The sequence below is a fragment of the Mesorhizobium sp. CA8 genome, from assembly GCF_020164955.1.
Lineage (GTDB): Bacteria > Pseudomonadota > Alphaproteobacteria > Rhizobiales > Rhizobiaceae > Mesorhizobium.
The window spans coordinates 157,089-181,776 of record NZ_JAIUHG010000003.1; the positions used below are offsets into that span (position 1 = coordinate 157,089).

Sequence of the window (24,688 nt, forward strand, 5' to 3'; positions counted from 1 at the left end):
TGTTGCCATAATGTAACAATGGGGCCCGAAAGGCCAAAAATCGACCGCTTTTGCCCCGTTATGGGCAGTTTCTCCGGATTTTTTCGGCCGTTTGTCCTCGGTGGGCGCGATCTAGGCGCCAATTTTGGCGCCGTTCACCATGGCAAAAATACGTGCTGTCAAGGTGTACATGTACAGCTCTTGAAAACGCTGTTGCGTCGTTAACCCGGATTGGTTCTAGCTTGAACCACTTATGTTTCGGGGAGGGATTTCCATGAACAATCTGCGGTTCAAAGCGCTGCTGGGGGCAGGGTGCTTTTCGATCGCTTTGATGGGCGCCGCGATGCATCCCGCGCATGCCGGCGGTCTGGAGCGCGGCGGCTACGACATCGACCTGCTGTTCGATCCGGCACCCGTCGCGACGGAAGCGGAAGCCACCTATGTGATGCCGGAACGCAAGTACAAGAACGCGAGGGGGCCGGCCGGCTTCAATTTTCTCAGTTCTACTGCCGACGGAGCGGAGCCTTATTGGGTGCCGCGCATCGGCGTGAAGGCGCAGGTCGTTCAGGGCATCGACTGCATGGTTGACTATTCGCAGCCTTGGGGTGCCCACACAGCCCCGGGCGCGTCGTGGAACGGCGCGTTTTCCAACGTCGAAACGGATATCAAGAGCAATAACTACGCTGGAACCTGCTCCTACAAGTTTGATGCGGGGAAGGGTCAGCTCCGCTTTATTGGCGGCGTGTTCTATCAGGACATTTCGGGCTTCAAGGAAAGCTTAATTGGTTTCAACCCCTTGACCGGAACGGGACCGATTGGCCGTGTTGATCTGAACGCGAGCGGCTGGGGTTGGCGTACCGGCATCGCCTACGAAATCCCCGAGATCGCACTTCGGGCCAGCTTGGTCTACAATTCACAAGTCAAGCTCGACAATATCTCCGGTACACTCACGGCACCGATATTCCCCACGGGCTCTGCACCGATCTACGGCAGCACACAATACATGCCGGACTCGGTGGAATTGAAATTGCAATCCGGTGTTGCGCCGGGCTGGCTAGCTTTCGGTTCGATCAAATGGGTGAACTGGAGTGTGCTGCAAAGTGTTCCGATCTGTATAGTGGGCACTCCCTCCCAATTCTGCGTAACGAATGGTCCGGGAGAGAGGACATCGCTGGACCTGATGTATCGCGATGGCTGGACCGTTTCGGGTGGTGTTGGCCACAAGTTCAATGATCAGTGGAGCGCCGCCGCTCAGCTCACTTGGGATCGGGGCACTTCGCATGGCTATGGCGCCCAAACCGACACTTGGACACTCGGCGGTGGGGTCGCATATACGCCGCAACCCAACATCGAGGTCCGCCTGGCGGGTGCCATCGGTGTGCTGACCAGCGGTCATTCCGGTATACTAATCGGCGAAAACGATAAGATTGTTGGCGCAGACGCCAGCTACGATTTCGGCAACGATCTGATCACGGCGATCTCGGGCGGAATCAAGATCAAGTTCTAAGTTTCTGAAAACTCATCGAAAAGGCCGGGCAATGCCCGGCCGTTTCGTTGCGTGGCCGATGTTTGGCTTAGCCTTTCCAGTTGCTGTTGCAGATTCGCTGCACCACCGGCCCCGATACGATTGTGACGTTTCAGCAACAGTTTATGAACAACCCCTGCTGTAGAAGTCAGAGAGAGGGAACTGCCCATTTCCCGCCATAAACCCGGAGCACCCGAGATAGGTCTCGGGACGCGTGCCAGGTTGGCCCGGCGATGGGACCGGCCGCGGGGTGTGCGGCAAGGACGATGATGGACGCCAAGGCAATCTCCAAGGCCAAGCTGCCCAGCCGCTACGTGACCGAAGGTCCGGCGCGGGCGCCGCATCGCTCGTATCTTTATGCCATGGGCCTGTCGGCAGCCGAGATCGCGCAGCCGCTTGTCGGCGTCGCCAGTTGCTGGAACGAGGCGGCTCCTTGCAACATCTCGCTGATGCGCCAGGCGCAGGTGGTCAAAAAGGGCGTGGCGGCCGCCAACGGCACGCCGCGGGAGTTCTGCACCATCACCGTCACCGACGGCATTGCCATGGGCCACCAGGGCATGAAGTCGTCGCTGGTGTCGCGCGAGGTCATCGCCGATTCGGTTGAGCTCACCATGCGCGGCCATTGCTACGACGCCCTGGTCGGGCTCGCCGGCTGCGACAAGTCGCTGCCCGGCATGATGATGGCAATGGTGCGCCTCAACGTGCCGTCGATCTTCATCTATGGCGGCTCGATCCTGCCCGGCAGCTATCGCGGCCGGCAGATCACCGTGCAGGATGTGTTCGAGGCGGTCGGCCAGCATTCGGTTGGATCGATCACCGATGCCGAGCTGCTCGAGATCGAGCAGGCGGCCTGTCCTTCGGCCGGTTCCTGCGGCGCCCAGTTCACCGCCAACACCATGGCCACCGTCGCCGAGGCGATCGGCCTGGCGCTGCCCTATTCCTGCGGTGCGCCCGCGCCCTACGAAATGCGCGACCGCTTCAATTTCGCCTCGGGCGAAAAGGTCATGGAACTGATCGCCAAAAATATCCGGCCGCGCGACATCGTCACGCGCAAGGCGCTGGAGAACGCGGCGACCGTGGTGTCCGCCACCGGCGGCTCGACCAACGCGGCGCTGCATTTGCCGGCGATCGCGCATGAGGCCGGCATCAAGTTCGATCTTTTCGACGTGGCGGCGATCTTCGAGAAGACGCCTTATATCGCCGATCTCAAACCCGGCGGCAAATATGTCGCCAAGGACATGTTCGAGGCCGGCGGCATTCCGCTCCTGATGAAGACGCTGCTCGACCATGGCTACCTGCATGGCGACTGCATGACGGTCACTGGCCGCACTTTGGCCGAAAATATGGAGCACGTTTCCTGGAATGAAAGCCAGGATGTTGTGCGTCCCGCCAATCGGCCAATCACCAAGACAGGCGGCGTTGTGGGCTTGAAGGGCAACCTTGCCCCCGAAGGCGCGATCGTGAAGGTCGCGGGCATGTCGGAACTGAAATTCTCAGGCCCGGCGCGCTGCTTCGATTCGGAAGAGGAATGCTTCGAAGCGGTCACGCAGCGCAATTACCAGGAAGGCGAGGTTCTCGTCATCCGCTACGAGGGGCCGCGCGGCGGTCCCGGCATGCGCGAGATGCTGTCGACGACGGCGGCGCTCTACGGCCAGGGCATGGGCGGCAAGGTGGCGTTGATCACCGACGGGCGCTTCTCCGGCGCCACGCGCGGCTTCTGCATCGGCCATGTCGGGCCGGAGGCGGCGGTCGGCGGGCCTATCGGGCTCGTCAAGGATGGCGACGTGATCTCGATCGACGCCGTGAAAGGCACGATCGAGGTGGCCCTGTCGGACGCGGAACTGGCGGCCCGGGCAAAGAATTGGAAAGCGCGCAAGACCGACTACCAGTCCGGCGCGATCTGGAAATATGCGCAGACCGTAGGGTCGGCCCGCGACGGCGCGGTGACCCATCCCGGTGCCGCCAAAGAGACGCACTGCTATGCGGACATCTGAGGTGTTGAGGTCGTCTGTCTTTTCGGCACTGGTCGCTCTCGCGACCTTGGGCGCCGCGGGGCAGGCCATGGCCTTCGACGACAAGGTGTTCGACGACAAGACCGGTGTGAAGCCGCAGTCGAGTCCGTGGGCGGTGTTCCAGTTCGGTTTCTCCGCTTACAAGAGCGGCCATAAGGACCAAGCGGTCGAGGCCTATAAATACGCCGCCGAGAACGGTCAGATAGGCGCCACCTGGAAGCTTGCGCGCATGTATGCCGAGGGCGACGGGGTGACGCGCGACGACTATGCCGCCTTCAAGTTCTTCTCGGAGATCGTCGACCAGGATGTCGAGCCCGGCTCGCCGGAAGAAAGCTATGTGTCGGACGCGCTGGTGGCGCTCGGCGACTATCTGCGCAAGGGCATTCCCGGCACGCCGGTCGAGGAGAACGACGTGGCAGCGCAGGAATACTACATGCGCGCCGCCGCCAATTACCGTAATCCGAACGCCCAGTTCGAGATCGGCCGCATGTTCCTCAGGGGCGAGGGCGGCGTGAAGGCCAGCGTCAAGCAGGCCGGCCGCTGGCTGCAACTCGCCGCCGAGAAGGGCCATGCCGGCGCGCAGGCAACGCTCGGCAATCTCCTGTTCCAGAGCGGCAAGGTCGTGCGAGGTCTGGCGATGATGACGGCCGCGCTTGAGCGGGCTCCGGCGGCCGACCAGCCCTGGATCCGCAATATGCAGGAAGAGGCTTTCGCCGCGGCGGGCGAGGCCGATCGCCGGACCGCCATCTCGCTCGCCGACGATATCCTGACCAAAGGCAACACCGGCGACCAGTAAGAGCCGCTCGGCAGCGCCTTAGTTTTCGGTCGGCTCCGTCGGTGTCGGACCAGGCGTCGGAGTTGAGATCGATGTCGGGTGCGGTTTTGGCGCGTCTTCCGGACATTCGTCCTTGATCTTCGTCCAGGACGTGTTGTTGAGAACCATGTCGCAACGGGCGAGATGGCTTTCGCCGTCCAGCGTCAGGCACGCCGTCTGGCCGACATTGAAGGACTTCCCGTTGGCAAGACAGGTCGGTGCCGCGAGCGATGGCGTCGGCGCGGCAAGCACCAAAGCAAGGCCGACCAGCCGGAAAAGAAATCGGATCGCCATTGAACCCCCACAGCAATCCGTATCAAAGAGGGGATTTGTGGCGATACTGGGGTCCGGGAGCCTTGTAACGTCTCAGGCGGGCTGCAGGCTGAGCTCGATCGCGACCGGCACGTGGTCGGAAGGCTTTTCCCAGGCGCGGACGTGCTTTTCCACCGAGGCCGACGAAAAGCGGTTGGCGGCTTCGGGCGAGAGCAGCAGGTGGTCGATGCGGATGCCGTTGTTCTTCTGCCAAGCGCCGGCCTGATAATCCCAGAAGGTGTAAACGCCGGCCGAGTCGGTCACGGCGCGCACCGCTTCGGTGAAGCCGAGATTCTTCAGCCGGCGGAAGGCCTGCCTCGTCTGCGGCTGGAACAGGGCGTCGTCCACCCAGTTTTCGGGAAACCGGGCATCGGCCGGTTCCGGGATGACGTTGTAATCGCCGGCCAGCACCAGCGCTTCCTCGAGCCGCAGCCGCTCTTCCGCCCAGCGCTCCAGCCGCGCCATCCAGGCGAGCTTATAGGAAAACTTCCGTTCATCGTCGACCGGATTGCCGTTGGGCAGATAAAGCGAAGCGACGCGCAGGGCGCCCTGGTCGGTGGAAAAAACGCCTTCGATGAAGCGGGCATGGTCATCCGCATCGTCGCCCGGCAAACCGCGATTGACCTCGTCGAAGGGAAGCTTCGACAGAAGAGCGACGCCGTTAAAGCTCTTCTGGCCGTTGGTCTCGACATTGTAGCCCAGCGCCTCGATCTCGGCGCGCGGGAACTGCTCGTCGACCGTTTTGATCTCCTGCAGGCAGACGATGTCCGGCGCGCTTTCGGTCAGCCAGTGGGTGAGGTTGCCGATGCGGGCGCGAACGCCGTTGATGTTCCAGGTGACGATCTTCATGGGGACCTCAATACTCTTCTGACGGCAGGCGTTCGACGAGGCCGATCGTATTGCCTGCGGGGTCCTTTAGAAAGGCCATCCATTCGCTTTCTCCCGCCGGGCCGAACTGCCCCTCGGTGTCGCGGTGGACGAGCGTCGGCGGCGCGGTGAAGGGAATGCCCGAGGCTTTCGCCTCCGCGTGGAAGGCTTCGAGGCCGGCGATGTCGAAATAGACTGTGCCGGCCGGAACGCCGTCGGTGAAGAGCAGGCGTACATCACCGGCCATAATGAAGGCAATACCGGGCGGGTCGTAACGGGCGTGCAGGTTCAGACTGAGCACGTCGCGCCAGAAAGCAAGCGTCGCATCGAGGTCGCGGCCAGCCGAGAGCGCGACCTGACGGACCGCGCCGATGGCAGGCATTGGGCTATATGGAGAAGCTGGTGCCGCAGCCGCAGGAGGCGACCGCGTTCGGGTTCCTGATCTGGAAGGACTGGCCCATCAGATCGTCGACGAAGTCGATCACCGAGCCGCCCATGTAGACCAGCGACAGCTCGTCGATGAGGATGGTCGCGCCGTCCTTCTCGATGGCGACATCGTCATCGTTGCGATCGCCGACCAAGTCGAATTTGTAGGAAAAGCCGGAGCAGCCGCCGCCTTCGACGGAAACGCGCAGCGCCGTCTTGCCTGGTTCGCCGGAGACAATCCTGGCAATCCGCTTTGCCGCGGCGTCGGTCATTTCGACCTTCATGGCAGTCTTGGCATCCGCGCCCATCGGCGTCACCTTGCTTTCGGTTTCACATGATAGGTATGAAGCGGAAAGGGCCAAGTCAACTGGTGGATCAATGGACGAGCGGCAGGGCAAGGGTGCTCTCGGCGACATCGGGTTCGGCGACCGGCCGCGCGCGGCCTATGCGAGCGATCCGGCGCGTTCGCGCGGACGCCTGTTCGACGAGCCGGAAAGCCCGACCCGCACACCGTTCCAGCGCGATCGCGACCGCATCATCCATTCCACGGCCTTTCGCCGGCTGAAGCACAAGACGCAGGTCTTCGTCGCGCATGAGGGCGATCACTACCGCACACGGCTGACGCATTCGATCGAAGTGGCGCAGATCGCCCGCGCGCTGGCGCGGGCATTGCGTGGCGACGAGGATCTGGCCGAAGCCGTGGCTCTTGTCCACGATTTCGGCCACACGCCCTTCGGCCATACAGGCGAGGACGCGCTCAACGAGAAGATGGCCGCCTGGGGCGGCTTCGATCACAACGCGCAGTCGCTGCGCGTGGTGACGCGGCTCGAACGGCGCTATGCCGAATTCGACGGGCTGAACCTCACCTGGGAAACGCTGGAGGGGCTGGTCAAGCACAACGGCCCTTTGACCGACGCGAGCGGGAAGGGGCTCAAAGGCCAGGTGCCACAGGCGATCCGCGACTATTCGGAACTGCACGACCTCGAGCTCGACCGCTTCGCCGGCATTGAGGCGCAATGCGCCGCGATCGCCGACGATATCGCCTACAACACCCATGACATCGACGACGGCCTGCGCGCCGGCCTGCTGACGCTGGACATGCTGCAAGAGGTCAGCCTGCCAGGCTCGATCCTGAATGGCGTGCGCGCCAAATATCCCCAGCTTGACGATGTGCGTACCGGCCACGAGCTGATGCGCCGGCAGATCACACTGATGGTCGAGGATGTCATCGCGTCGACCACCGCCAATATCGAGCGCCTGAAGCCGGGCAGCGCCAATGCGGTGCGCGCTGCGGGCGAGACCCTGGTGACGTTTTCGGCAGGCATGGCCGCGGCCGAAAAGGAATTGAAGGCCTTTCTCTACAAGCATCTCTACCGGCACCCGGACGTGATGCGGGTGCGGACCGACGCCGAGCGCATCGTGCGCGAGCTTTTCGACGTCTATTTCGCCGATCCGCGCGCCATGCCCGATGGCTGGCGCGAGGGGCTCGACCGGGCAGAGGATCGCATCAAGGCGCGCAGCGTCGCCGACTTCCTGGCCGGCATGACCGACACCTATGCGCTCAAGGAACATCGGCGTCTGTTTGACCATACGCCCGATTTGAGCTAGGGCGAGCCTCGATTTTGCCGGCCATCGAGCCGGTTGCCTCTTGAAGCCCAGAGCACTTCCAATGAATATCTTCGCCGATTTCAACGCGCGGATCATAAAGGCCGTCGAAGCTCTTGACCTGAAGGACAAGGACGGGGGCGCGCTCGACCTGTCGCGTATCGCGGTCGAGCCGCCGCGCGATGCAAGCCATGGCGACCTTGCCACCAACGCGGCGATGGTGCTGGCCAAGCCCACCGGCCAGAACCCGCGCGCGCTTGCCGAGAAACTCGCCGAAGCGCTGAGGAGCGACGCCGATGTTGCCTCGGCCGAGATTGCCGGGCCTGGCTTCGTCAATCTCAGGCTCAAGGACGGGTTCTGGCACGCGCATCTGGCGGCGCTGCTCGGCGAGGGACGCAATTATGGTCGCTCGACCATCGGCGGCGGCCGCAAGGCGAATGTCGAATATGTCTCGGCCAACCCGACCGGCCCCATGCATGTCGGCCATTGCCGCGGCGCCGTGGTCGGCGACACGCTTGCCAATCTGATGGCCTTCGCCGGCTACGACGTGACCAAGGAATACGTCATCAACGACGCCGGCTCGCAGATCGACGTGCTCGGCCGCTCGGCGTTCCTGCGGTACCGCGAGGCGCTCGGCGACGACATCGGCGAGATCCCGTCCGGTCTCTATCCGGGCGACTATCTGGTCCCCGTCGGCCAGGCGCTGGCCAAGGAATTCGGCCGCGGCCTGCTGCAAATGCCGGAAGAGGAGGCGCTGGCGATCGTCAAGGACCGCACCGTCGACGCGATGATGGCGATGATTCGCGAGGATCTGGCGCTGCTCAACGTGCATCACGACGTGTTCTTCTCGGAGCGCACGCTGCATGCCGACAACGCCAAGAAGATCCGGGCGGCGATCGCCGACCTGACGCTCAAGGGGCATATCTACAAGGGCAAGCTGCCGCCGCCCAAGGGCGAGAAGCCGGACGACTGGGAAGACCGCGAGCAGACGCTGTTCCGCTCGACCGCGGTCGGCGACGACATGGACCGGGCGCTGGTCAAGTCGGACGGCTCCTTTACCTATTTCGCCGCCGACGTCGCCTATCTCAAGGACAAGGTTGAGCGCGGCTTCGTCGATCTGATCTATGTGCTCGGCGCCGATCATGGCGGCTACGTGAAGCGGCTCGAGGCGCTGGCGCGGGCGGTTGCCGGTGACACGGTCAAGCTGACGGTGTTGCTTTGCCAGCTCGTAAAACTGTTCCGCGACGGCGAGCCGGTCCGGATGTCGAAGCGGTCCGGCGATTTCATCACTCTGCGCGAAGTCGTGGAGGAGGTCGGCCGCGACCCGATCCGCTTCATGATGCTTTACCGCAAGAATGACGCGCCGCTCGATTTCGACTTCGCCAAGGTCACGGAGCAGTCGAAGGACAATCCGGTATTCTATGTGCAGTATGCGTCGGCGCGCTGCCATTCCGTCTTCAGGCAGGCGAGCGAGCAGCTCGGCGAGGCGAACTTCGATCGCAACCGGCTCGCGGCCTCGGTGGCTGCGCTGGCCGACGAGGGCGAAATCGCTCTGATCCGGAAGCTGGCTGAATATCCGCGGCTGATCGAGTCCGCGGCGCTTTCGCTGGAGCCGCACCGGCTCGCATTCTACCTCTATGATCTCGCTTCCGGCTTCCATGCACAGTGGAATCGCGGCAACGATAATGCGGACTTACGTTTTGTTAAGGTTAACGACCGAGAATCAACCTATGCCAGACTAGGGCTGGTGCAGGCTGTTTCGGATGTCTTGACCTCCGGCCTGACGCTTATCGGGGCAGACGCGCCCATCGAAATGCGTTAGGTTTAACTAAAAAACCTGTCACCTTTTGCCCACATTGCGCTGGTAAGGGCCAACCCTGCGCGACGTCCATGGCGTCCGACTGTGTGCGAGTTCGGGAACAATAATGGCAGACAGAACCCCGCTGAAAGTAGCCGACCACAACGACATCGCCGACGATGATCCGTTCGCGGAACTGACCCGGATCATGGGTTTCGACCCGCGCCAGCCGGTGAGGCAGCCGGCCCCAGCGGTCGAGAAGCCGGCCAATCAGGCCGTGGAGGCTGACGATTTCGACATCGACCTCGAGAAGGAGTTGATGGGGGAATTCGATTCCGTCGAGGAAAGCGCGCCGGTCGCTCAGCAGGCTGCACTGCATCAGATCGGCAACGAGCCGGCCTTCGAGGCTGCCAGCGTCGCCGCGAATGACGACGAGCTTACCGCGTCCTTCGAGCAGGATTTCGTGTTCGACGACGCGGCGGATTATGCCGACTTCGCCGTGGCCCGTGCGCCGGTGCCGGATTTCGCGCCGGAGCCGCATGTGGCGCCGGAGCTACAAGCAGCTCCCGAGCCGGAAGTCACTTTTGACGATGATTTCGACAAGGCGGTCGCCAGTTCACTGGATGTGTCGGCGCTGGAAGACGAGCTTCCGATCGATCAGGAAATGGCGGCCTCGCTTGACCAGGATTTTCAGGTCGATCATCACCAGTCCGCCAACTATCCCGAGCCGGCCGACGCCCGTCGGGACGCCGTCGAAGCTCTGCAGGCAGCGAGCGAAGAGGCGTTCGACGCTGATTTCGACAATGCGGTCCAGATGTCGCTCGAAGACGAGCTGTCGTTTGAGAGCCACGAGCCGGAGCAGCACGTGCAGGCCGCCGAGCCGGTCGAAGCTCATGCAGCCGCCCCGCTGATCTCCGAGGATGATTTTGTCGGTCATTTCGATCAGGCGATGACCGATGTCGATATGGATCCCGGCCAAGATCAGGAGATTCAGGAGCCGGAGCTGTCGCTTGACGACGAACCGGCGCCGATGGTCGCCTCGCCGGTCGAGACGACCCAGTTTGCTGCTGAGCCAGAACCCGTCGCGCCCGAACCTTCCAATGAGCTGACCCTCGATGACGATTTCGAGCTGAGCTTTCGCGATGCGTTGAACGAGGAGCCGCAAGCTCCGGCCGTCGAGCCCGTTGCCGCGTTGCAGCCGACTGTCGCCGAGGCGGCTCCCGTCGTTGCCGCTCCGGTTCCGCCGGTCGTCGCCGCTCCGGTTCCGCCGGTCGCCGCCGTTGAGCCGGTGAAGCCGGCTGCCAGCGAGCGTAGCCTGGAGGACGAGCTCAATGCGCTGCTCGGCGCCATGACCGCGCGGCCGATGCCGGCAGTCAAGGAGCCTGCTTACGCCCCGCGGCTGGTTGCGGAACCCGAGAACCGCCAGGTGAGCGGGAAGGCGGCAGCCGACGATCTCGATTGGGATCTCGACGAGCACCAGCCGGCGCAGAACGGGCAGGGCGCTCAGCCGGTTGAGGACGACCTGGATGACTTGCTCGCTGGCGAGCTCGACCGCCAGGATTTTGCGGCTCCCGCCGAGCCCGAGTCTTCCAAGCCCGAGTCTTCCAAGACCGAGCCTTCGGCGACCGAACCGGGCATTGATTTCGACGACGACGCCTTCGGCGCTGCTTTCGCCCGGAGTATCGAGGCCGAGCAGGAAGTCGTCGCCCGGGCGAAGTCTCCCGCAAATTCATCCGATTGGCTGCATACCGCCGAGCCGGCAAGATCATGGAGTCGCTCGACCCCGACCGCCGCCCCCCCCCCGCAAGCTTCGTTCGCCACGCAGCCGGCGCCCTTCGCACCGGTGCAGATGGCAGCGCCTTCGGCGCCTCTGCAGATGGCGGCGCCCGCCTATCGCAGCGAACCGGAAATGGACTATTCCGCCTACGCCGAGCCGACGCCTCCGTCGCAGGCTCGCCGGCATGAGGACGTGCCGGATGTGGAGACGGTCGATGTTCCCGAGCGCGTGGTAGCGCTCGCGGACGACCTCGACATTCCGGAGCTCAGCTTCGAGGAGGACCAGCCTGCGGCCTCCGCCTACGACGATCTCGACGCGGAATTCGCCAGCCTGCTTACCGACATGAACGCGACGGAGATCGCATCGGCGCCCGCACAGAGCCGCGGCTATGATGACGAATCCTACAATGCCGGATTCAACGGCTACGACCGTCGCGACTTGCGTGCCGAGACTCCAGCGGCTCCGGCAGCGCCGGCTTCGTTCGCCGTCGCCAACGACTACGACGCCGACGACGTGCCCGGCAGCCGGCCGGTTTCGCAGCAGGACGACTTCGCCAGCGAAGAGCTCGATTACGACCCAGAGCTCGAAGAAGCGATTGCGATCCCCGGGCTTGGCGAGCGCGAGGCGGCGCAGCCGCGCCGGCGCGGCATGATGGTCGCGGCGCTCGTCGGCGTCGTGGTGGTTTTCGGCGGCCTTGGCGCGCTGGCCTTCTCCTTCGGCGGCAAAGGCGGCAGCGAGGCCCCGGTGATCGTCAAGGCCGACAATTCGCCGATCAAGGTGAAGCCAGAAAATCCGGGCGGCACGGTCGTGCCGAACCAAGACAACAAGGTTTATGACGCGGTCGCCAAGGGCGGCGGCGCGGCGAAGTCCGCCGAGCCGGTGCAGCAGAAGCTGGTGAACACCACCGAGCAGCCCGTGGACCTGGCCTCGAAGGAGCCGCCGCAGAGCCGCGTGGTCGATCTTTCGCCCAAGGATAACGACGCTGCCCCCGGCAGCGATACCGCCGACAATCCAGACTCAGCGTTGCCCGGTGTCGCGCAAGCCGTTGCGCCCGCAATCGCACAGCCTGCCGCGCCGGCAAGCGCACAGCCTGCCGCTGCGGCAAGCACGCAGCCGGCCGCGCCGGCGTCGAAGTCGGAGGACCGCATCGCCCAGGTGCTGCAGCAGGATGCCGACAACGCCGCCAACAACGATGTCGTCGCTGTCGCGCCGCGCAAGGTGAAGACGATGATGGTGAAGCCTGACGGCTCACTTGTGCCGCGCGAGGATCCGGCCCCGGCCGCGCCGAAGGTCGCGGCAGCCGAGCCGAGCGATCCGGCGCCGCAGCATGTTGCGCCGGCCTCCGACGGCCAGCAGACGGGAACCGTGGCTTCCGACGCGGGCCAGGCTAACGCGGGCCAGGCCGATACGGGCCAGGCCGACGCGGCGACCGTCAAGCCGGCGAAGCCCGCCAAGAAGGCTGAAGCCAAGGCGCAGTCGGCCAACACGCCAGCGAAGGTGCCGGTGGCGCCGGCGCGTCCGTCCGACCAGCCGGTCGATATCGTCGGCGAGGTCAAGCCGGACCAGGTCGCATCCATCGATCCGGCGGCGCCGGGCGGCGGCTCGTGGTCGATGCAGATCGCCTCGCAGCCGACGGTCGAGAGCGCGCAGTCGACCTATCAGGACCTGCAGCGCCGCTATGGCAGCGTGCTCTCCGGCCGCACCGCCAACATCGTCAAGGCCGAGGTCGCGGGCAAAGGCACCTTCTACCGCGTCCGCGTTCCAGCCCAGTCGCGCAACGATGCGATCAACCTTTGCACCAGCTACAAGGCTGCCGGGGGCAACTGCTTCGTGTCGCGCTAACGAGATCTTTGTCTCTCAAGCCGGCGCCGCCGAAAGGCCGCGCCGGCTTTTCGTTGTGGACGGTTGTGGGCTTTGGCCGGTCCGAAGGCTGGGGTGATTCCCTTTGCGTGCCCAAAGCCTTAAGCTTCCGTCTATGAGCGAATCAAAATCCATGATCCTCGGCTGCGCCGGGAAATCCCTCACCGAAGACGAAATCCGCTTCTATCGGGACGAACGTCCCTGGGGTTTCATCCTGTTTGCGCGCAACATCGGTGAAGCCGGGCAGATCCGCGACCTTGTCGCCTCGATGCGCGACTGCGTCGGCCGCCCGGACGCTCCGGTCTTCATCGACCAGGAAGGCGGCAGGGTGCAGCGCCTGCGTCCGCCGCTGGCGCCGAACTACCCGGCTGGGGGCGCGCTTGGCGCATTGTGGCGCGACGATCGCGAGGCCGGCCGCCGCGCCGCCTGGCTGCTGGCCCGGCTGCATGCCTTCGATCTCTCGCGCCTCGGCATCACCGCCGACTGCCTGCCGGTGCTCGATGTCCCGGTCGAAGGCGCCAGCGATGTCATCGGCGCGCGCGCCTATGGCAAGGAGCCCAACGCGGTGATCGAGCTTGGCCGGGCCTCGACCGAGGGATTGATGTCGGGCGGCGTGCTGCCGGTGATGAAGCACATTCCCGGCCACGGCCGTGCCTTTGCCGACACGCATTTCGCGCTGCCGACCGTCGATACGCCGCTGGAGGAGCTCAGCCGGCATGATTTCGCCCCGTTCAAGGCGTTGAACGAGCTGCCGATGGCCATGACGGCGCATGTCGTCTATAGCGCCGTCGATCCCGGCAACCCGGCGACGACGTCCGCCAAGGTCATCAATCAGGTGATCCGCGGCGAGATCGGCTTCGACGGGCTGCTGATGAGCGACGACACCTCGATGAAGGCACTTTCTGGGGATTTCCCGACAAAGGCGGCCTCGATCCTTGCGGCCGGCTGCGATCTCGTCCTTCACTGCAACGGCGTTTTCGAGGAGATGTCCGGGATCGCGTCGCGCACGACGGCGCTGTCGGGCAAGTCCTTGCAGCGCGCGGAGCGGGCGCTGACCTATATAAGGGATCGCGACGTCGCCGACGAAGCAGCGATACGCGCGGAATTTGCCACCTATTTCGAAGCGGTGGCCTGAACCGGAAGGGACAAAAGGCGAGTGGCGGAGACATTGGAAGGCAAGGCCGCGAAGGCCGCACCGATGGACCGTCTGTGGGCCGAGAACGACGATTCACGCCTGACTGGCGACCCGTCGCTAGTCGTCGACGTGGCCGGTTTCGAGGGCCCGCTCGATCTTCTCCTGCATCTTGCACGCAACCAGAAGGTCGATCTGGCGCGCATTTCGATCCTGGCGCTCGCGGAGCAATATCTGGCCTTCGTCGAGAAGGTGCGGGCGCTGAGGCTCGAGCTTGCCGCCGACTATCTGGTGATGGCGGCATGGCTCGCCTTCCTGAAGTCGAAGCTCTTGATCCCGAAGCAGCCGGGCGAGGAGGGCGAAAGCGGCGAGGAACTGGCGGCGGTGCTGCAATTCCGGCTGAAGCGCCTTGAAGCCATGCGCGACGCCTCGGCGCGGCTGGTGAACCGCAACCGGCTCGGCCGCGACGTCTTTGCGCGCGGCATGCCGGAAATGGTCATTGTCGAGAAGCGCAACAGCTTTTCGGCTTCGCTCTACGATCTGCTCACCGCCTATGCGCAGCAGCGCCAGCGGCAGGCGATCAACAATGTGACGATCGCCAGGCGTGCCGTGTGGTCGCTCAAGGATGCGCGCGAGGTGCTGGCGCGGCTGATCGGCTCGGTCGGCGACTGGACGACGCTCGACAGCTTCCTGATCGAATATCTGGCGGCGCCGGAAGAGAAGCGCACGGCGATGGCGAGTTCGTTCGCCGCGACGCTGGAGATGGTGCGCGAAGGCAAATTGGAAGTGCGGCAGGACCAGGTGTTCGCGCCGATCTATCTGCGCGGACGCGCGCAAGGGGTAAGGGCAATCGAGGTGGTATCATGAGCGAACGCGCCAACGCTTCGGTCATCCCGTTCAAGGTCGAGCACGAACCGGAAGACGAGATGGCCGAGCAGGGTTCACTCGAGAACCCCGCGGAGCGGCTGCAGCTGTCGGAAGCCGTGCGCATGGCCGAGGCGATCGTTTTCGCCAGTGCCGAGCCGGTCAGCGAAAAGCAGCTTGCCGCGCGCCTGCCGGAAGGCGTCAACATCGCGGCCGCAATGGCGGACCTGCAGGAAATCTATGCCAAGCGCGGCGTCAACCTGATGCGGGTCGGCGATGCCTGGGCCTTCCGCACCGCGGGCGACCTGGCCTTCCTGATGAGCCGGGACTCCGTGCAGCAGAGGAAGCTGTCGCGCGCGGCGCTCGAAGTGCTGGCGATCATCGCCTATCACCAGCCGGTCACGCGCGCCGAGATCGAGGACATCAGAGGCGTCGAAACGTCGAAAGGCACGCTCGACACGCTGCTCGAAACGGAATGGGTCAGGATGCGCGGCCGCCGCCGCACGCCCGGACGGCCGGTGACCTACGGCACGACCGACGCTTTCCTCGATCATTTCGCGTTGGAGGAAATCCGCGATCTGCCCGGCATGGAAGAGCTGAAGGGCGCTGGCCTGCTCTCGACGCGCATGCCGGCGAATTTCTCGATGCCGGTGCCGCCTGCCGATCCGGACGCGCTCGCCGAAGACGAGGATGCGCTGACCGATATCGACCTCGAGGAACTCGGGTTGCTGACGCCGCGCGTCACGGAAGAGTGACCGCGAAAACCGGCACGAATGGTTTATTAGCAAGGCCTGCGCGGATTCGTAGCAAGGCGCTCACGCCGAAAGTGCGTGACATCCGCTAGCCATTTTATCAACTTCATTGCGGTTGTGTTTGAATCCCCGAGCGAAAACGCATAGATCATCGCCGAGGGAAACCATTCGAGAGAGATTGTTATGGGTTCATTTTCGATTTGGCACTGGATGATCGTGCTGGTCATCGTGCTTCTGGTGTTCGGCCGCGGCAAGATCCCCGAACTGATGGGCGACATGGCCAAGGGCATCAAGAGCTTCAAGAAGGGCATGGCCGACGACGACGCCGACGACAAGCGTACCGTCGAGCACCGCGCCGACGAGACTGTTTCGCCGCCCAAGGAAAAGGTCAGCAAGAGCTGATCTCGGTTGTTGCTTTGAGCATGCCGTTGTCCCAAAACCGCTTCGCATGTGCGGGCGGCATGCACGCGTCGGAATAGATTGTCATGTTCGAAGTCGGTTGGAGCGAGCTGCTGGTGATCGCGGTTGTCATGATCGTGGTCGTCGGGCCTAAGGATTTGCCCAACATGCTTCGCACCTTCGGCCGCACCGCGGCGAAATTGCGCGCCATGGCCGGCGACTTCCAGAAGCAGTTCAACGAAGCGCTGAAGGAAGCCGAACTCGACGATGTGAAGAGTTCGATCGATAGCTTGCGCGGCCTCAACCCGATGAACGAGGTGCGCAAGCAGCTCAATCCGTTCGAGCAGGCCGCGGCCGATGTGCGGGCCGGCGTCGATACGATGATGAAGCCCAAACCGGCCGCCGATCCGGCGGCGCCGGCAGCAGAGACGCCGCAGGCCGCCGAACCGCTCAAGAACGGCGCGACGGACATGCCCGTCGTCAACGGAGCCGAGGCTGCCTCGGCCGCCCCGATCTTTCCAACCATGACGGACGCGTCCGTCACCGTACCGGCTTCGGAGACCGCCGTTCCGGCCGAGCCGGCAAAAAAGGTGGCGACCGCCAAGGCAAGGGCCGCCGGCACGGCGGCCAAGACCGCATCGAATCCATCCGCCGCAAAGGCGCCGACCAAGGCCGCGCTGGCTGCAGCTAAAGCCGAGGCACCCGCCAGGAATGCCGCGCCCAGCGCTGAGGCGAAGCCTGCCGCGGCGAAGAAGCCGGCCGCGAAGAAGGCAACCGACGGCAAGAAGATGACGGGCGACACCAAGTGAGCGTTTCGGACAAGGAAAAAGAAGAAATCGAGAAATCGTCCGCGCCGCTGATCGAGCATCTGATCGAGCTGCGCCGCCGCTTAATCTGGTCGCTGGGTGGCTTTTTCGTCGCCTTTCTCGTCTGCTTCTTCTTCGCCAAGCGCCTGTTCAACCTTCTGGTCATCCCGTTCAAATGGGCGACGCAATGGGCAGGCCTCGACCCGCACAAGGTCGAGCTGATCTATACCGCGCCGCAGGAGTTCTTCTTCACCCAGGTGAAGCTTGCCATGTTCGGCGGCATGGTGATCGCCTTCCCGCTGATCGCCACGCAGATCTACAAGTTTATCGCGCCGGGCCTCTACAAGAACGAGCGCAGCGCCTTCCTGCCGTTCCTGATCGCCTCGCCCATCCTGTTTCTGATGGGCGCCTCGCTGGTCTATTTCTTCTTCACCCCGATGGTCATGTGGTTCTTTCTGGCCATGCAGCAGACCGGCACCAACGACCAGGTGCAGATTTCGCTGCTGCCGAAGGTGTCGGAATATCTCAGCCTGATCATGACGCTGATCTTCTCCTTCGGCCTGGTGTTCCAGCTGCCGGTGGTGACCAGCCTTTTGACGCGCGTCGGGCTTCTGTCGTCGCAGGCGCTGGCCGAGAAGCGCAAATGGGCGATCGTGCTTTCCTTCGTCGTCGCCGCCGTGCTGACGCCGCCCGATCCGATGAGCCAGTGCGGCCTCGCCATCCCGACGATCATCCTCTACGAGGTCGCTATCTGGTCCTCGCGCATGATCGAGCGCGCCCAGGCGCGCGACCGCCTGGCGCGCGAACAGGCGGAGGCGGGGAGCTCGGTCGCGAGCGACACGCCGGACGCCTCTTCCACCTAAGCGGGGCTTTCTAGCCGAGAAATCGCAGCTGTCGGCTTGGTCGCCGCCTTGCATCGATGGCGGATGCGGTTTACCCCCTCGATCCTTAAGGCGCGTCGCGCTCAAATGGTTTAAGCGACGCGCTTTTAAGTCTCTATTTTCATGCATGTCGTTTTCCAAAACCGCTGCACATTTTTGGGTGACATGCATCTAGTTTGAGGATCGACCATGCTTGACATCAAATGGATTCGCGATAACCCGAAGGCCCTTGTCGAGGCGCTGGTGAAGCGCTCGTGGTCGGCGGGCGAGGCGCAGTCCACGGTCGACGATTTGATCGCGAAGGACGAGGCGCGGCGCTCGCATCTCAGCGAATTGCAGGTCAAGCAGGAGCGCCGCAATGCCGCCTCGAAGGAGATCGGCAATGCCATGCGCTCGGGCGATGCAGCACTTGCGGAGAAACTCAAGGGCGAAGTCAGCGAGATCAAGGAGTTCATCCAGGACGGCGAGGCGCGCGAGCGCGAGCTCGACAAGGCGCTGAACGACGCGCTTGCGGTGCTGCCCAACGTGCCGCTGGACGACGTGCCGGTCGGCAAGGACGAGCACGACAATATCGTCAAGCGCATCGTCGGCGAGGTGCCGACACGCCCGAACTGGGTGAAGGAGCATTTCGAGATCGGCGAAGCGCTCGGCATGATGGATTTCGAGCGCGCGGCGAAACTATCCGGCGCGCGCTTCACCGTGCTGAAGAGCCAGCTTGCGCGCATGGAACGTGCGCTCGGCCAGTTCATGCTCGACCTGCATACCACCGAGCACGGCTATGAAGAGGTCATCCCGCCGCTGATGGTGCGCGACGAGGTGCTTTTCGGCACCAACCAGCTGCCGAAATTCGAGGAAGACCTGTTCTTCACGCCGCACGGGGACGGCCGTCTCGGCCTGATCCCGACGGCGGAAGTCCCGCTGACCAACCTCGTGCGCGAGGAGATCACTGCGCATGAAAAGCTGCCGCTGCGCTACACCGCGCTGACGCCGTGCTTCCGCTCGGAAGCGGGCTCGGCCGGCCGCGACACGCGCGGCATGCTGCGCCAGCACCAGTTCTACAAGGTCGAGCTGGTCTCGATCACGGACCAGGAAAGCTCGCTCGCCGAGCATGAGCGGATGACGCAATGCGCCGAGGAAGTGCTGAAACGGATCGGCCTGCCGTTCCGTACCGTCACGCTCTGCACCGGCGATATGGGTTTTGGCGCGCGCAAGACCTACGACGTCGAGGTCTGGCTGCCGGGGCAGAATGCCTATCGCGAAATCTCGTCCTGCTCGGTCTGCGGCGATTTCCAGGCCAGGCGCATGGATGCCCGCTACAAGGACAAGGATGGCAAGGGCAATCGCTTCGTCCATACGTTGAACGGCTCGGGCACCGCGGTCGGTCGCGCTCTTATAGCCGTCATCGAAAACTACCAGAATGAGGATGGCAGCGTAACCATTCCTGAAGTGCTGCGGCCTTACATGGGTGGTCTCGCGAAGATCGAAGCGAAGTGACTTGATGCGCATTCTCCTGACCAATGACGACGGCATCCACGCCGATGGGCTGGCGTCGCTCGAACGCATCGCCCGCATGCTGTCGGACGACGTCTGGGTGGTGGCGCCCGAGCAGGACCAGTCCGGCTACGCGCACTCACTGTCGATCTCGGAGCCGCTCAGGCTGCGCAAGATCGGCGAGAAGCATTATGCCGTGCGCGGCACGCCGACCGACTGCGTCATCATGGGCACGAAAAAAATCCTGCCCGGACCGCCCGACCTGATCCTGTCCGGCGTCAATTCCGGCGCCAACATCGCCGACGACGTCACCTATTCCGGCACCGTGGCGGGTGCCATGGAAGGCGCGCTGCTCGGCGTGCGTTCGATCGCGGTCAGCCAGGCCTATTCCTATGTCGGCGAGGACCGCGTCGTGCCTTACGAGACGACCGAGGCGCTGGCGCCGGCGCTGCTCAAGCGGCTGGTGGAAACGCCGTTGCCCGACGGTGTGCTGCTCAACGTCAATTTCCCGAACTGTGCCCCAGACGAGGTGGAGGGCACCGTCGTCACCTCGCAAGGCAAGCTGGTGCATAGTCTCTGGGTCGACGAGCGGCGCGACGGGCGCGGCCTGCCTTATTACTGGCTGCGCTTCGGTCGCGAGCCGGTCGAAGGCAAGAAGGGCACGGACCTCCATGCGATGCGCAACCGGCTGGTGTCGGTGACGCCGCTGCAGCTCGACCTCACCGCCCATGAACTCCGCGACCAACTGACCAAGGCGCTGTCATAAAATAGGGTTTTGGCATGAACACGGTTTTGGCATGAATACGGGCATCGACGACCGCGAGGGTTTTGCCGCTTTCCTGCTCAGGCTGCGGGGCAGGGGCACGGCGCCGAAGGCGCTGGTCGCAGCCTTCGAGGCGACGCCGCGGCGTGGTTTCCTGTCGGCCCAATTTCACGCGCTCGCCTGGTCGGACGGGATGCTGCCGATCGAATGCGGCGAGGCGATCGAGGGCGGCGATCTGCAGGCGGCGGTGATCGCAGCACTTCACATCGAGCCGGGCAACCGCGTGCTCGAGATCGGCACCGGCTCGGGCTACACGGCAGCGGTCATGTCCAGGCTTGCGGCGCGCGTCATCACCATCGACCGCTACAAGACGCTGGTCGAGCAGGCCAAGCAGCGGTTCGAGGCGCTCGCCATCAGCAACGTCATCGCCCGCCAGGCCGACGGCTCGAATGGCCTGCCCAATGAAGGGCCGTTCGACCGTATCGTCGCCTGGGCGGCCTTCGACAGCCTGCCGCGTTTCCTGCTCGACCAGCTGTCGAGCGGCGGCATCGTCATCGCGCCGATCGGCCCGGACGAGGGCGAGCAGGTGCTGGCCAAGCTCACCAAGGTGGGCAGCCGCTTCGAGCGCGAGGACATCGGCATGGTCAGGCTGCAGCCGATCCTGCGCAGCGTTGCCGCGGTGATCTAGCGGGCCTTGCGGCCCTCGCCAAAATTTCCGCCAATGTTTTAAGAAAATTTTCGCCGGATTCTAATGGGTTAACCGGCCAGTAACATTAACGCGCTTTAATCGTGACCAGTTTGTACCGGGTCTGTGCGGGTTAGTGCGATGCAATTCAATCACTTGAAGGCAAACAGACGCAATCTGGCGCGCGGTTGCGCTGTCCTGATCATTGCTGGCGCGGCGGCCGGGTGCAGTTCCCAGTCGATGCGCTTCAACGGTGTCGATGATGTCTTCACATCATCCACCAACAATCAGCGCGCCATCATCAACAAGCAGAATGTCGACCAGCCCTACCCGGGCGATACGGTCGCGCCGGCGCCGGTCGACGGCACCCACACCCAGTCGGTGAGCCGATCGAGCCTCGAGCCGGTCACGGCGCAGCAGCTGCCGCCTCCGTCGGCGCCGGCTCCTGCCAAGCCTATGCGTACCGCTTCCGCTCCTGCCCTTGCACCCGCTCCGGCGCTTGCTCCTGCACCGCATCGCGACAGGACGGCCACCGGTACGGTCGCCCAGGCCAAGCCGTTCAAGACCGCCGAGCCCGACGCCGTTCGCAATGCGAGCGCTGCGCCGCACGCGACCGAAATCGTGGTGCGCGACGGCGAGACGCTTTCGGGCCTGGCGGCGCACTACCATGTGCCGGCGGATGCCATCGCCAAGGTCAACGGGATCGACCCGAAGAAGGGCATCAGGACGGGCCAGAAGATCGTCATCCCCGCCTATGCCTATTCGAGCAAGGCGGAGGCGAAGGTCGCCGAAGGCAAGCCGGCGAACACGCCGAAGCAGCCCGCTCCGGAGAAGGTCGCTGTTCTGCCGCAGCAGCCCAAGGTCAAGGACGGCAAATCCGCCGCTCAGGTCGATGCGTCGGCAGCAGCGGCGGGTTCCAAGAATCCAAAGCCGGCGCAGCAGATGGCCGAGGCCAAGCCGGCAGGCGCCGGTGGCTCCTACACCGTGCAGCAGGGCGACTCGCTGTCATCGATCGCCAGGAAGACCGGCGTCAGCGTCGTGGCGCTGAAGCAGGCCAACGGCATGCAGGACGGCCTGCTCAAGATCGGCCAGACGCTCAAGGTCCCGGCCGGCGGCGCGGTCGTGGCATCCGCCAAGCCTGCCGCTGCCAAGCCTGCCGTCGATCCTGTGACAACCGCGACGACGCCGCCGCCGGCGAAGACCACGCCGTCGCAGACGCTCGCCTCCTACACACCGCCGAAGAAGGATGCCAAGGTCATCCAGCAGGCCGAGGACGACGGTGCGGTAGCGCCCGACGCGACCGGCATTGGCAAGATGCGCTGGCCGGTTCGCGGCCGCGTGATCTCCAGCTTCGGTTCCGGCAAGGACGGCGTCGACATCGCGGTGCCGGAAGGGACACCGATCAAGGCGGCCGAGAACGGCGTCGTCATCTATGCCGGCGACGGCCTCAAGGAATTCGGCAACACCGTGCTGGTGCGGCACGAGAACGGCCTGGTCACCGTCTACGGCCATGCAAGCTCGATCGAGGTGCAGCGCGGCCAGAAGGTCAAGCGCGGCCAGGAGATCGCGCTCTCCGGCATGAGCGGCACCACCGACTCGCCCAAGCTGCACTTCGAAGTGCGCAAGAACTCGGCCCCGGTCGATCCGTCGGGCTATCTCGAATAGAACAAGAACAATTGCGGGCCGCCTGACCTCCAGTCCGGCCCCGCCGTCTTCAGCCCGCTTCGCAAGGAGCGGGCTTTTTCAGTTGCCGAAGATGCCTGACACATGGCTAAAGATGATCCCGGAGCGTGTCGGCGATCATCTCTTCAAGGCTGCCGACACGATGGAGATCGTCTTGCAGCCGGCCTTGATGGTCAGGGTGGCCGCGGAACTTGGCGGCAGGGCGCGAGCATCGCGGCTCGACACCCGCCATCTGCTTCGTGACCAGCAGATAGAGCATCTCGCTCGAGCACTGCAGAGCGATCTCGCCGCGAACGCGCCGAGTGACCCTTTTGTTTGCCGAGAGCATCGGCGCCGCGCTTGCGGTGAGGCTGCTCGGTCTCGATGGCCCAGACGTGGTTCGAGTGAACCGGTTGTCGCACGCTCAGCTAAACGTGTCCTCGAACACATCGAGACCGCTCTCCACGAGCCGCTTTCGATCGACCGCCTGAGCCGGGTTGCCGGCGCGAGCAGCTCGCATTTGCGCACATGGTTCAAGGCGGCGATGGGCGTCACCTTGCATCGCTACGTGCTGCGACGCCGCGTCGAAAGGGCATGCATTCTGCTGCGGCAAGGCGATCTGAGCACGAGCGAGGTTGCGGCATCGACGGGCTTCGCGCACCAGTCACATCTGGCGCATTGGATGCGCCGCGAGATCGGCCAGACGCCGCGCGACTTGCGACGGGCGCAGTCGCCCAGGTGACGTTGACGTTTCAATCCTTCAGCGGCTTACCGAGCCGGCCGGCGAGATCCTGCGTGAACTGCCAGGCGACGCGGCCCGAACGGCTGCCGCGCGTCGTTGCCCACTCCAGCGCTTCGGCGCGCAGTTGCTCGGGATCGATCGTCAGGCCGTGATAGCGGACATAGCCGTCGATCATGTCGAGATATTCGTCCTGCGAGCATTTGTGGAATCCGAGCCAGAGACCGAAACGGTCGGATAGCGAGACTTTTTCTTCCACCGCTTCCGACGGGTTGATCGCGGTCGAGCGCTCATTGTCAATCATGTCACGCGGCAAAAGATGCCGCCGATTGGACGTGGCGTAGAAAATGACGTTGGCGGGCCGGCCCTCGACGCCGCCTTCCAGCGCCGCCTTCAGCGACTTGTAGGATGTGTCATCATGGTCGAAGGAGAGGTCGTCGCAAAACAGGATGAAGCGATAGGGAGCCGCCTTCAGGAGGCCCATCAGCTTGGGCAGCGTATCGATGTCCTCACGGTGGATCTCGATCAGCTTCAGCGGCCGCTCGAGCTTGTTTGAGGCGTTGACGGTGGCATGCACGGCCTTGACCAGGGAGGATTTGCCCATGCCGCGCGCGCCCCACAACAGCACGTTGTTGGCCGCATAGCCGGATGCGAAGCGCTCGGTGTTGTCGAGCAGGATGTCGCGCACGCGGTCGACGCCGCGGATCAGGCCGATGTCGACGCGATTGACCTTGCGCACCGGCTCCAGATAGCCGGGATCAGCCTGCCAGACGAAGCAGTCGGCGAGGCCCAGGTCGGCCTGCGGAACCGGCGGCGGGGCGAGGCGGGAAACCGCCTCGATCAGGCGGTCCAGCTTCTTGTTCAAGGTGTCCAGGCTGTCGGTCATTTTGGACCTTTTTGTTGAGGTATTTCAGCGTGTGGGAGCAGCTTCCATGACATCGCTGCAAGAACCAGCTCCAAGCTTTTGTTGGAGCATCATCTTTTCGGCGACCTCGAAGCGGCGTCCGCTGCGACGCTCTAGCACGCCGCAAATGGCTGGAAAAGCAACGGATTGGGCGCGCAGCGCAGTTGCATTGGCAACTTTACCGACTATATTCCGGCCAAATTTTCGCGGGGCGGCCGCGGCGGAATTTCACCATCCAGGAGTTTCTTGATGTTCGTTACACCGGCATACGCCCAGGGCGTCGGCGCTTCGCCAGACATGTTCATCTCGATTTTGCCGTTTGTCCTGATTTTCGTGATCATGTATTTTCTGATCATCCGGCCGCAGCGCGCGCAGCTCAAGAAGCGCCAGGAGATGCTGTCGGCCGTGCGCCGCGGCGATACGGTGGTGACCGGCGGCGGCTTCGTCGGCAAGGTGACCAAGGTGATCGACGACAACGAGCTGGAGATCGACCTTGGCGGCGGCACCAAGGTGACGGCGCTGCGCTCGACGATCTCGGACGTGCGCGTCAAGGGCGAGCCGGTGGCGAACCAGAACGCCAAGAAGTAAATCCTAACCTCGATGGCGGAACGCTGCCGCTTGTACGCCTGAACGGA

The 24,688-nt window shown here is 63.9% G+C and carries 23 protein-coding genes; 18 read left to right on the forward strand and 5 right to left on the reverse strand.

The annotated features are described in order from the left end of the window. Positions 1-253 precede the first annotated feature (253 nt). The 3 genes from LB553_RS05125 to LB553_RS05135 all read left to right on the forward strand — a co-directional run bounded on the left by LB553_RS05125 (position 254) and on the right by LB553_RS05135 (position 4,312). A complete protein-coding gene (locus LB553_RS05125; protein WP_224511241.1) occupies positions 254-1,486 on the forward strand; it encodes an OmpP1/FadL family transporter in 1,233 nt (410 codons plus the stop codon). Positions 1,487-1,773: 287 nt separating this feature from the next. Beyond that, on the forward strand, positions 1,774-3,498 hold the full coding sequence (ilvD, locus tag LB553_RS05130) for a dihydroxy-acid dehydratase (protein WP_224511477.1): 1,725 nt from the start codon (positions 1,774-1,776) through the stop codon (positions 3,496-3,498). Further along, complete coding sequence (locus LB553_RS05135; RefSeq protein WP_224511244.1) at positions 3,485-4,312, forward strand: tetratricopeptide repeat protein; 828 nt, start codon at positions 3,485-3,487, stop codon at positions 4,310-4,312. Before ilvD ends, LB553_RS05135 begins: the two co-directional genes overlap by 14 nt. 18 nt (positions 4,313-4,330) lie before the next feature. On the opposite strand, the gene LB553_RS05140 is transcribed toward LB553_RS05135, so the two are convergent. The 4 genes from LB553_RS05140 to erpA form a co-directional block, all read right to left on the reverse strand. Then, positions 4,331-4,624, reverse strand: coding sequence for a hypothetical protein (locus LB553_RS05140; RefSeq protein WP_224511246.1), 294 nt, complete (start codon positions 4,622-4,624; stop codon positions 4,331-4,333). 72 nt (positions 4,625-4,696) lie between these two features. Then, complete coding sequence (gene xth, locus LB553_RS05145; protein ID WP_224511247.1) at positions 4,697-5,491, reverse strand: exodeoxyribonuclease III; 795 nt, start codon at positions 5,489-5,491, stop codon at positions 4,697-4,699. 7 nt (positions 5,492-5,498) lie between these two features. After that, a complete protein-coding gene (locus LB553_RS05150; protein WP_224511249.1) occupies positions 5,499-5,891 on the reverse strand; it encodes a VOC family protein in 393 nt (130 codons plus the stop codon). 4 nt (positions 5,892-5,895) lie between these two features. Further along, the gene (gene erpA / locus LB553_RS05155; protein WP_224511251.1) at positions 5,896-6,243 is read right to left on the reverse strand and encodes an iron-sulfur cluster insertion protein ErpA; all 348 of its coding nucleotides are present in this window, start codon (positions 6,241-6,243) and stop codon (positions 5,896-5,898) included. A 70-nt stretch (positions 6,244-6,313) separates the two neighbouring features. Here erpA and LB553_RS05160 point away from each other — a divergent pair, with 70 nt between their 5' ends. The 14 genes from LB553_RS05160 (at position 6,314) to LB553_RS05225 (ending at position 23,152) form a co-directional block, all read left to right on the forward strand. Beyond that, entirely contained in the window at positions 6,314-7,543 is a 1,230-nt protein-coding gene (locus tag LB553_RS05160; RefSeq protein WP_224511253.1) for a deoxyguanosinetriphosphate triphosphohydrolase, read from the forward strand. Between the two features lie 61 nt (positions 7,544-7,604). Continuing rightward, positions 7,605-9,362, forward strand: coding sequence for an arginine--tRNA ligase (gene argS / locus LB553_RS05165; protein ID WP_224511255.1), 1,758 nt, complete (start codon positions 7,605-7,607; stop codon positions 9,360-9,362). A gap of 103 nt (positions 9,363-9,465) precedes the next feature. Then, a complete protein-coding gene (locus tag LB553_RS05170) occupies positions 9,466-12,957 on the forward strand; it encodes an SPOR domain-containing protein (protein ID WP_224511256.1) in 3,492 nt (1,163 codons plus the stop codon). A gap of 133 nt (positions 12,958-13,090) precedes the next feature. Beyond that, entirely contained in the window at positions 13,091-14,110 is a 1,020-nt protein-coding gene (nagZ, locus tag LB553_RS05175) for a beta-N-acetylhexosaminidase (protein ID WP_224511258.1), read from the forward strand. A gap of 63 nt (positions 14,111-14,173) precedes the next feature. Then, positions 14,174-14,974, forward strand: coding sequence for a segregation and condensation protein A (locus tag LB553_RS05180; RefSeq protein WP_224511478.1), 801 nt, complete (start codon positions 14,174-14,176; stop codon positions 14,972-14,974). After that, complete coding sequence (gene scpB, locus LB553_RS05185; protein ID WP_224511261.1) at positions 14,971-15,726, forward strand: SMC-Scp complex subunit ScpB; 756 nt, start codon at positions 14,971-14,973, stop codon at positions 15,724-15,726. Before LB553_RS05180 ends, scpB begins: the two co-directional genes overlap by 4 nt. A gap of 180 nt (positions 15,727-15,906) precedes the next feature. Next, positions 15,907-16,125, forward strand: a complete 219-nt coding sequence (locus LB553_RS05190; RefSeq protein WP_224511263.1) for a twin-arginine translocase TatA/TatE family subunit — start codon at positions 15,907-15,909, stop codon at positions 16,123-16,125. An 83-nt stretch (positions 16,126-16,208) separates the two neighbouring features. Then, positions 16,209-16,931, forward strand: coding sequence for a Sec-independent protein translocase protein TatB (gene tatB / locus LB553_RS05195; RefSeq protein ID WP_224511264.1), 723 nt, complete (start codon positions 16,209-16,211; stop codon positions 16,929-16,931). After that, the gene (tatC, locus tag LB553_RS05200) at positions 16,928-17,791 is read left to right on the forward strand and encodes a twin-arginine translocase subunit TatC (protein WP_224511266.1); all 864 of its coding nucleotides are present in this window, start codon (positions 16,928-16,930) and stop codon (positions 17,789-17,791) included. The genes tatB and tatC overlap by 4 nt, the downstream gene beginning before the upstream one ends. A gap of 207 nt (positions 17,792-17,998) precedes the next feature. After that, complete coding sequence (gene serS, locus LB553_RS05205) at positions 17,999-19,303, forward strand: serine--tRNA ligase (RefSeq protein WP_224511269.1); 1,305 nt, start codon at positions 17,999-18,001, stop codon at positions 19,301-19,303. Between the two features lie 4 nt (positions 19,304-19,307). Beyond that, a complete protein-coding gene (gene surE / locus LB553_RS05210; protein ID WP_224511271.1) occupies positions 19,308-20,066 on the forward strand; it encodes a 5'/3'-nucleotidase SurE in 759 nt (252 codons plus the stop codon). Positions 20,067-20,097: 31 nt separating this feature from the next. After that, positions 20,098-20,751, forward strand: coding sequence for a protein-L-isoaspartate(D-aspartate) O-methyltransferase (locus LB553_RS05215; protein WP_224511273.1), 654 nt, complete (start codon positions 20,098-20,100; stop codon positions 20,749-20,751). 138 nt (positions 20,752-20,889) lie between these two features. Further along, on the forward strand, positions 20,890-22,413 hold the full coding sequence (locus tag LB553_RS05220; protein ID WP_224511274.1) for a peptidoglycan DD-metalloendopeptidase family protein: 1,524 nt from the start codon (positions 20,890-20,892) through the stop codon (positions 22,411-22,413). A 91-nt stretch (positions 22,414-22,504) separates the two neighbouring features. Next, on the forward strand, positions 22,505-23,152 hold the full coding sequence (locus tag LB553_RS05225; RefSeq protein ID WP_224511479.1) for a helix-turn-helix domain-containing protein: 648 nt from the start codon (positions 22,505-22,507) through the stop codon (positions 23,150-23,152). Positions 23,153-23,162: 10 nt separating this feature from the next. Here LB553_RS05225 and LB553_RS05230 read toward each other — a convergent pair whose 3' ends face one another. After that, positions 23,163-24,035, reverse strand: coding sequence for an ATP-binding protein (locus tag LB553_RS05230; RefSeq protein WP_224511276.1), 873 nt, complete (start codon positions 24,033-24,035; stop codon positions 23,163-23,165). 267 nt (positions 24,036-24,302) lie between these two features. Here LB553_RS05230 and yajC point away from each other — a divergent pair, with 267 nt between their 5' ends. Continuing rightward, complete coding sequence (yajC, locus tag LB553_RS05235) at positions 24,303-24,641, forward strand: preprotein translocase subunit YajC (RefSeq protein WP_041004168.1); 339 nt, start codon at positions 24,303-24,305, stop codon at positions 24,639-24,641. Positions 24,642-24,688: the final 47 nt, after the last annotated feature.

Excerpts from the sequence above, each read along its gene's own strand:
- LB553_RS05180 (WP_224511478.1), top strand. The coding sequence starts at position 14,174 with ATGGACCGTCTGTGGGCCGAGAACGACGATTCACGCCTGACTGGCGAC.
- LB553_RS05160 (WP_224511253.1), top strand. The coding sequence starts at position 6,314 with ATGGACGAGCGGCAGGGCAAGGGTGCTCTCGGCGACATCGGGTTCGGC.
- LB553_RS05170 (WP_224511256.1), top strand. The coding sequence starts at position 9,466 with ATGGCAGACAGAACCCCGCTGAAAGTAGCCGACCACAACGACATCGCC.
- xth (WP_224511247.1), bottom strand. The coding sequence starts at position 5,491 with ATGAAGATCGTCACCTGGAACATCAACGGCGTTCGCGCCCGCATCGGC.
- LB553_RS05125 (WP_224511241.1), top strand. The coding sequence starts at position 254 with ATGAACAATCTGCGGTTCAAAGCGCTGCTGGGGGCAGGGTGCTTTTCG.
- yajC (WP_041004168.1), top strand. The coding sequence starts at position 24,303 with ATGTTCGTTACACCGGCATACGCCCAGGGCGTCGGCGCTTCGCCAGAC.
- LB553_RS05140 (WP_224511246.1), bottom strand. The coding sequence starts at position 4,624 with ATGGCGATCCGATTTCTTTTCCGGCTGGTCGGCCTTGCTTTGGTGCTT.
- LB553_RS05230 (WP_224511276.1), bottom strand. The coding sequence starts at position 24,035 with ATGACCGACAGCCTGGACACCTTGAACAAGAAGCTGGACCGCCTGATC.
- surE (WP_224511271.1), top strand. The coding sequence starts at position 19,308 with ATGCGCATTCTCCTGACCAATGACGACGGCATCCACGCCGATGGGCTG.
- LB553_RS05215 (WP_224511273.1), top strand. The coding sequence starts at position 20,098 with ATGAATACGGGCATCGACGACCGCGAGGGTTTTGCCGCTTTCCTGCTC.
- erpA (WP_224511251.1), bottom strand. The coding sequence starts at position 6,243 with ATGGGCGCGGATGCCAAGACTGCCATGAAGGTCGAAATGACCGACGCC.
- scpB (WP_224511261.1), top strand. The coding sequence starts at position 14,971 with ATGAGCGAACGCGCCAACGCTTCGGTCATCCCGTTCAAGGTCGAGCAC.
- LB553_RS05135 (WP_224511244.1), top strand. The coding sequence starts at position 3,485 with ATGCGGACATCTGAGGTGTTGAGGTCGTCTGTCTTTTCGGCACTGGTC.
- argS (WP_224511255.1), top strand. The coding sequence starts at position 7,605 with ATGAATATCTTCGCCGATTTCAACGCGCGGATCATAAAGGCCGTCGAA.
- nagZ (WP_224511258.1), top strand. The coding sequence starts at position 13,091 with ATGAGCGAATCAAAATCCATGATCCTCGGCTGCGCCGGGAAATCCCTC.
- ilvD (WP_224511477.1), top strand. The coding sequence starts at position 1,774 with ATGGACGCCAAGGCAATCTCCAAGGCCAAGCTGCCCAGCCGCTACGTG.
- tatB (WP_224511264.1), top strand. The coding sequence starts at position 16,209 with ATGTTCGAAGTCGGTTGGAGCGAGCTGCTGGTGATCGCGGTTGTCATG.
- LB553_RS05190 (WP_224511263.1), top strand. The coding sequence starts at position 15,907 with ATGGGTTCATTTTCGATTTGGCACTGGATGATCGTGCTGGTCATCGTG.
- LB553_RS05150 (WP_224511249.1), bottom strand. The coding sequence starts at position 5,891 with ATGCCTGCCATCGGCGCGGTCCGTCAGGTCGCGCTCTCGGCTGGCCGC.
- LB553_RS05225 (WP_224511479.1), top strand. The coding sequence starts at position 22,505 with ATGCCTGACACATGGCTAAAGATGATCCCGGAGCGTGTCGGCGATCAT.
- serS (WP_224511269.1), top strand. The coding sequence starts at position 17,999 with ATGCTTGACATCAAATGGATTCGCGATAACCCGAAGGCCCTTGTCGAG.
- LB553_RS05220 (WP_224511274.1), top strand. The coding sequence starts at position 20,890 with ATGCAATTCAATCACTTGAAGGCAAACAGACGCAATCTGGCGCGCGGT.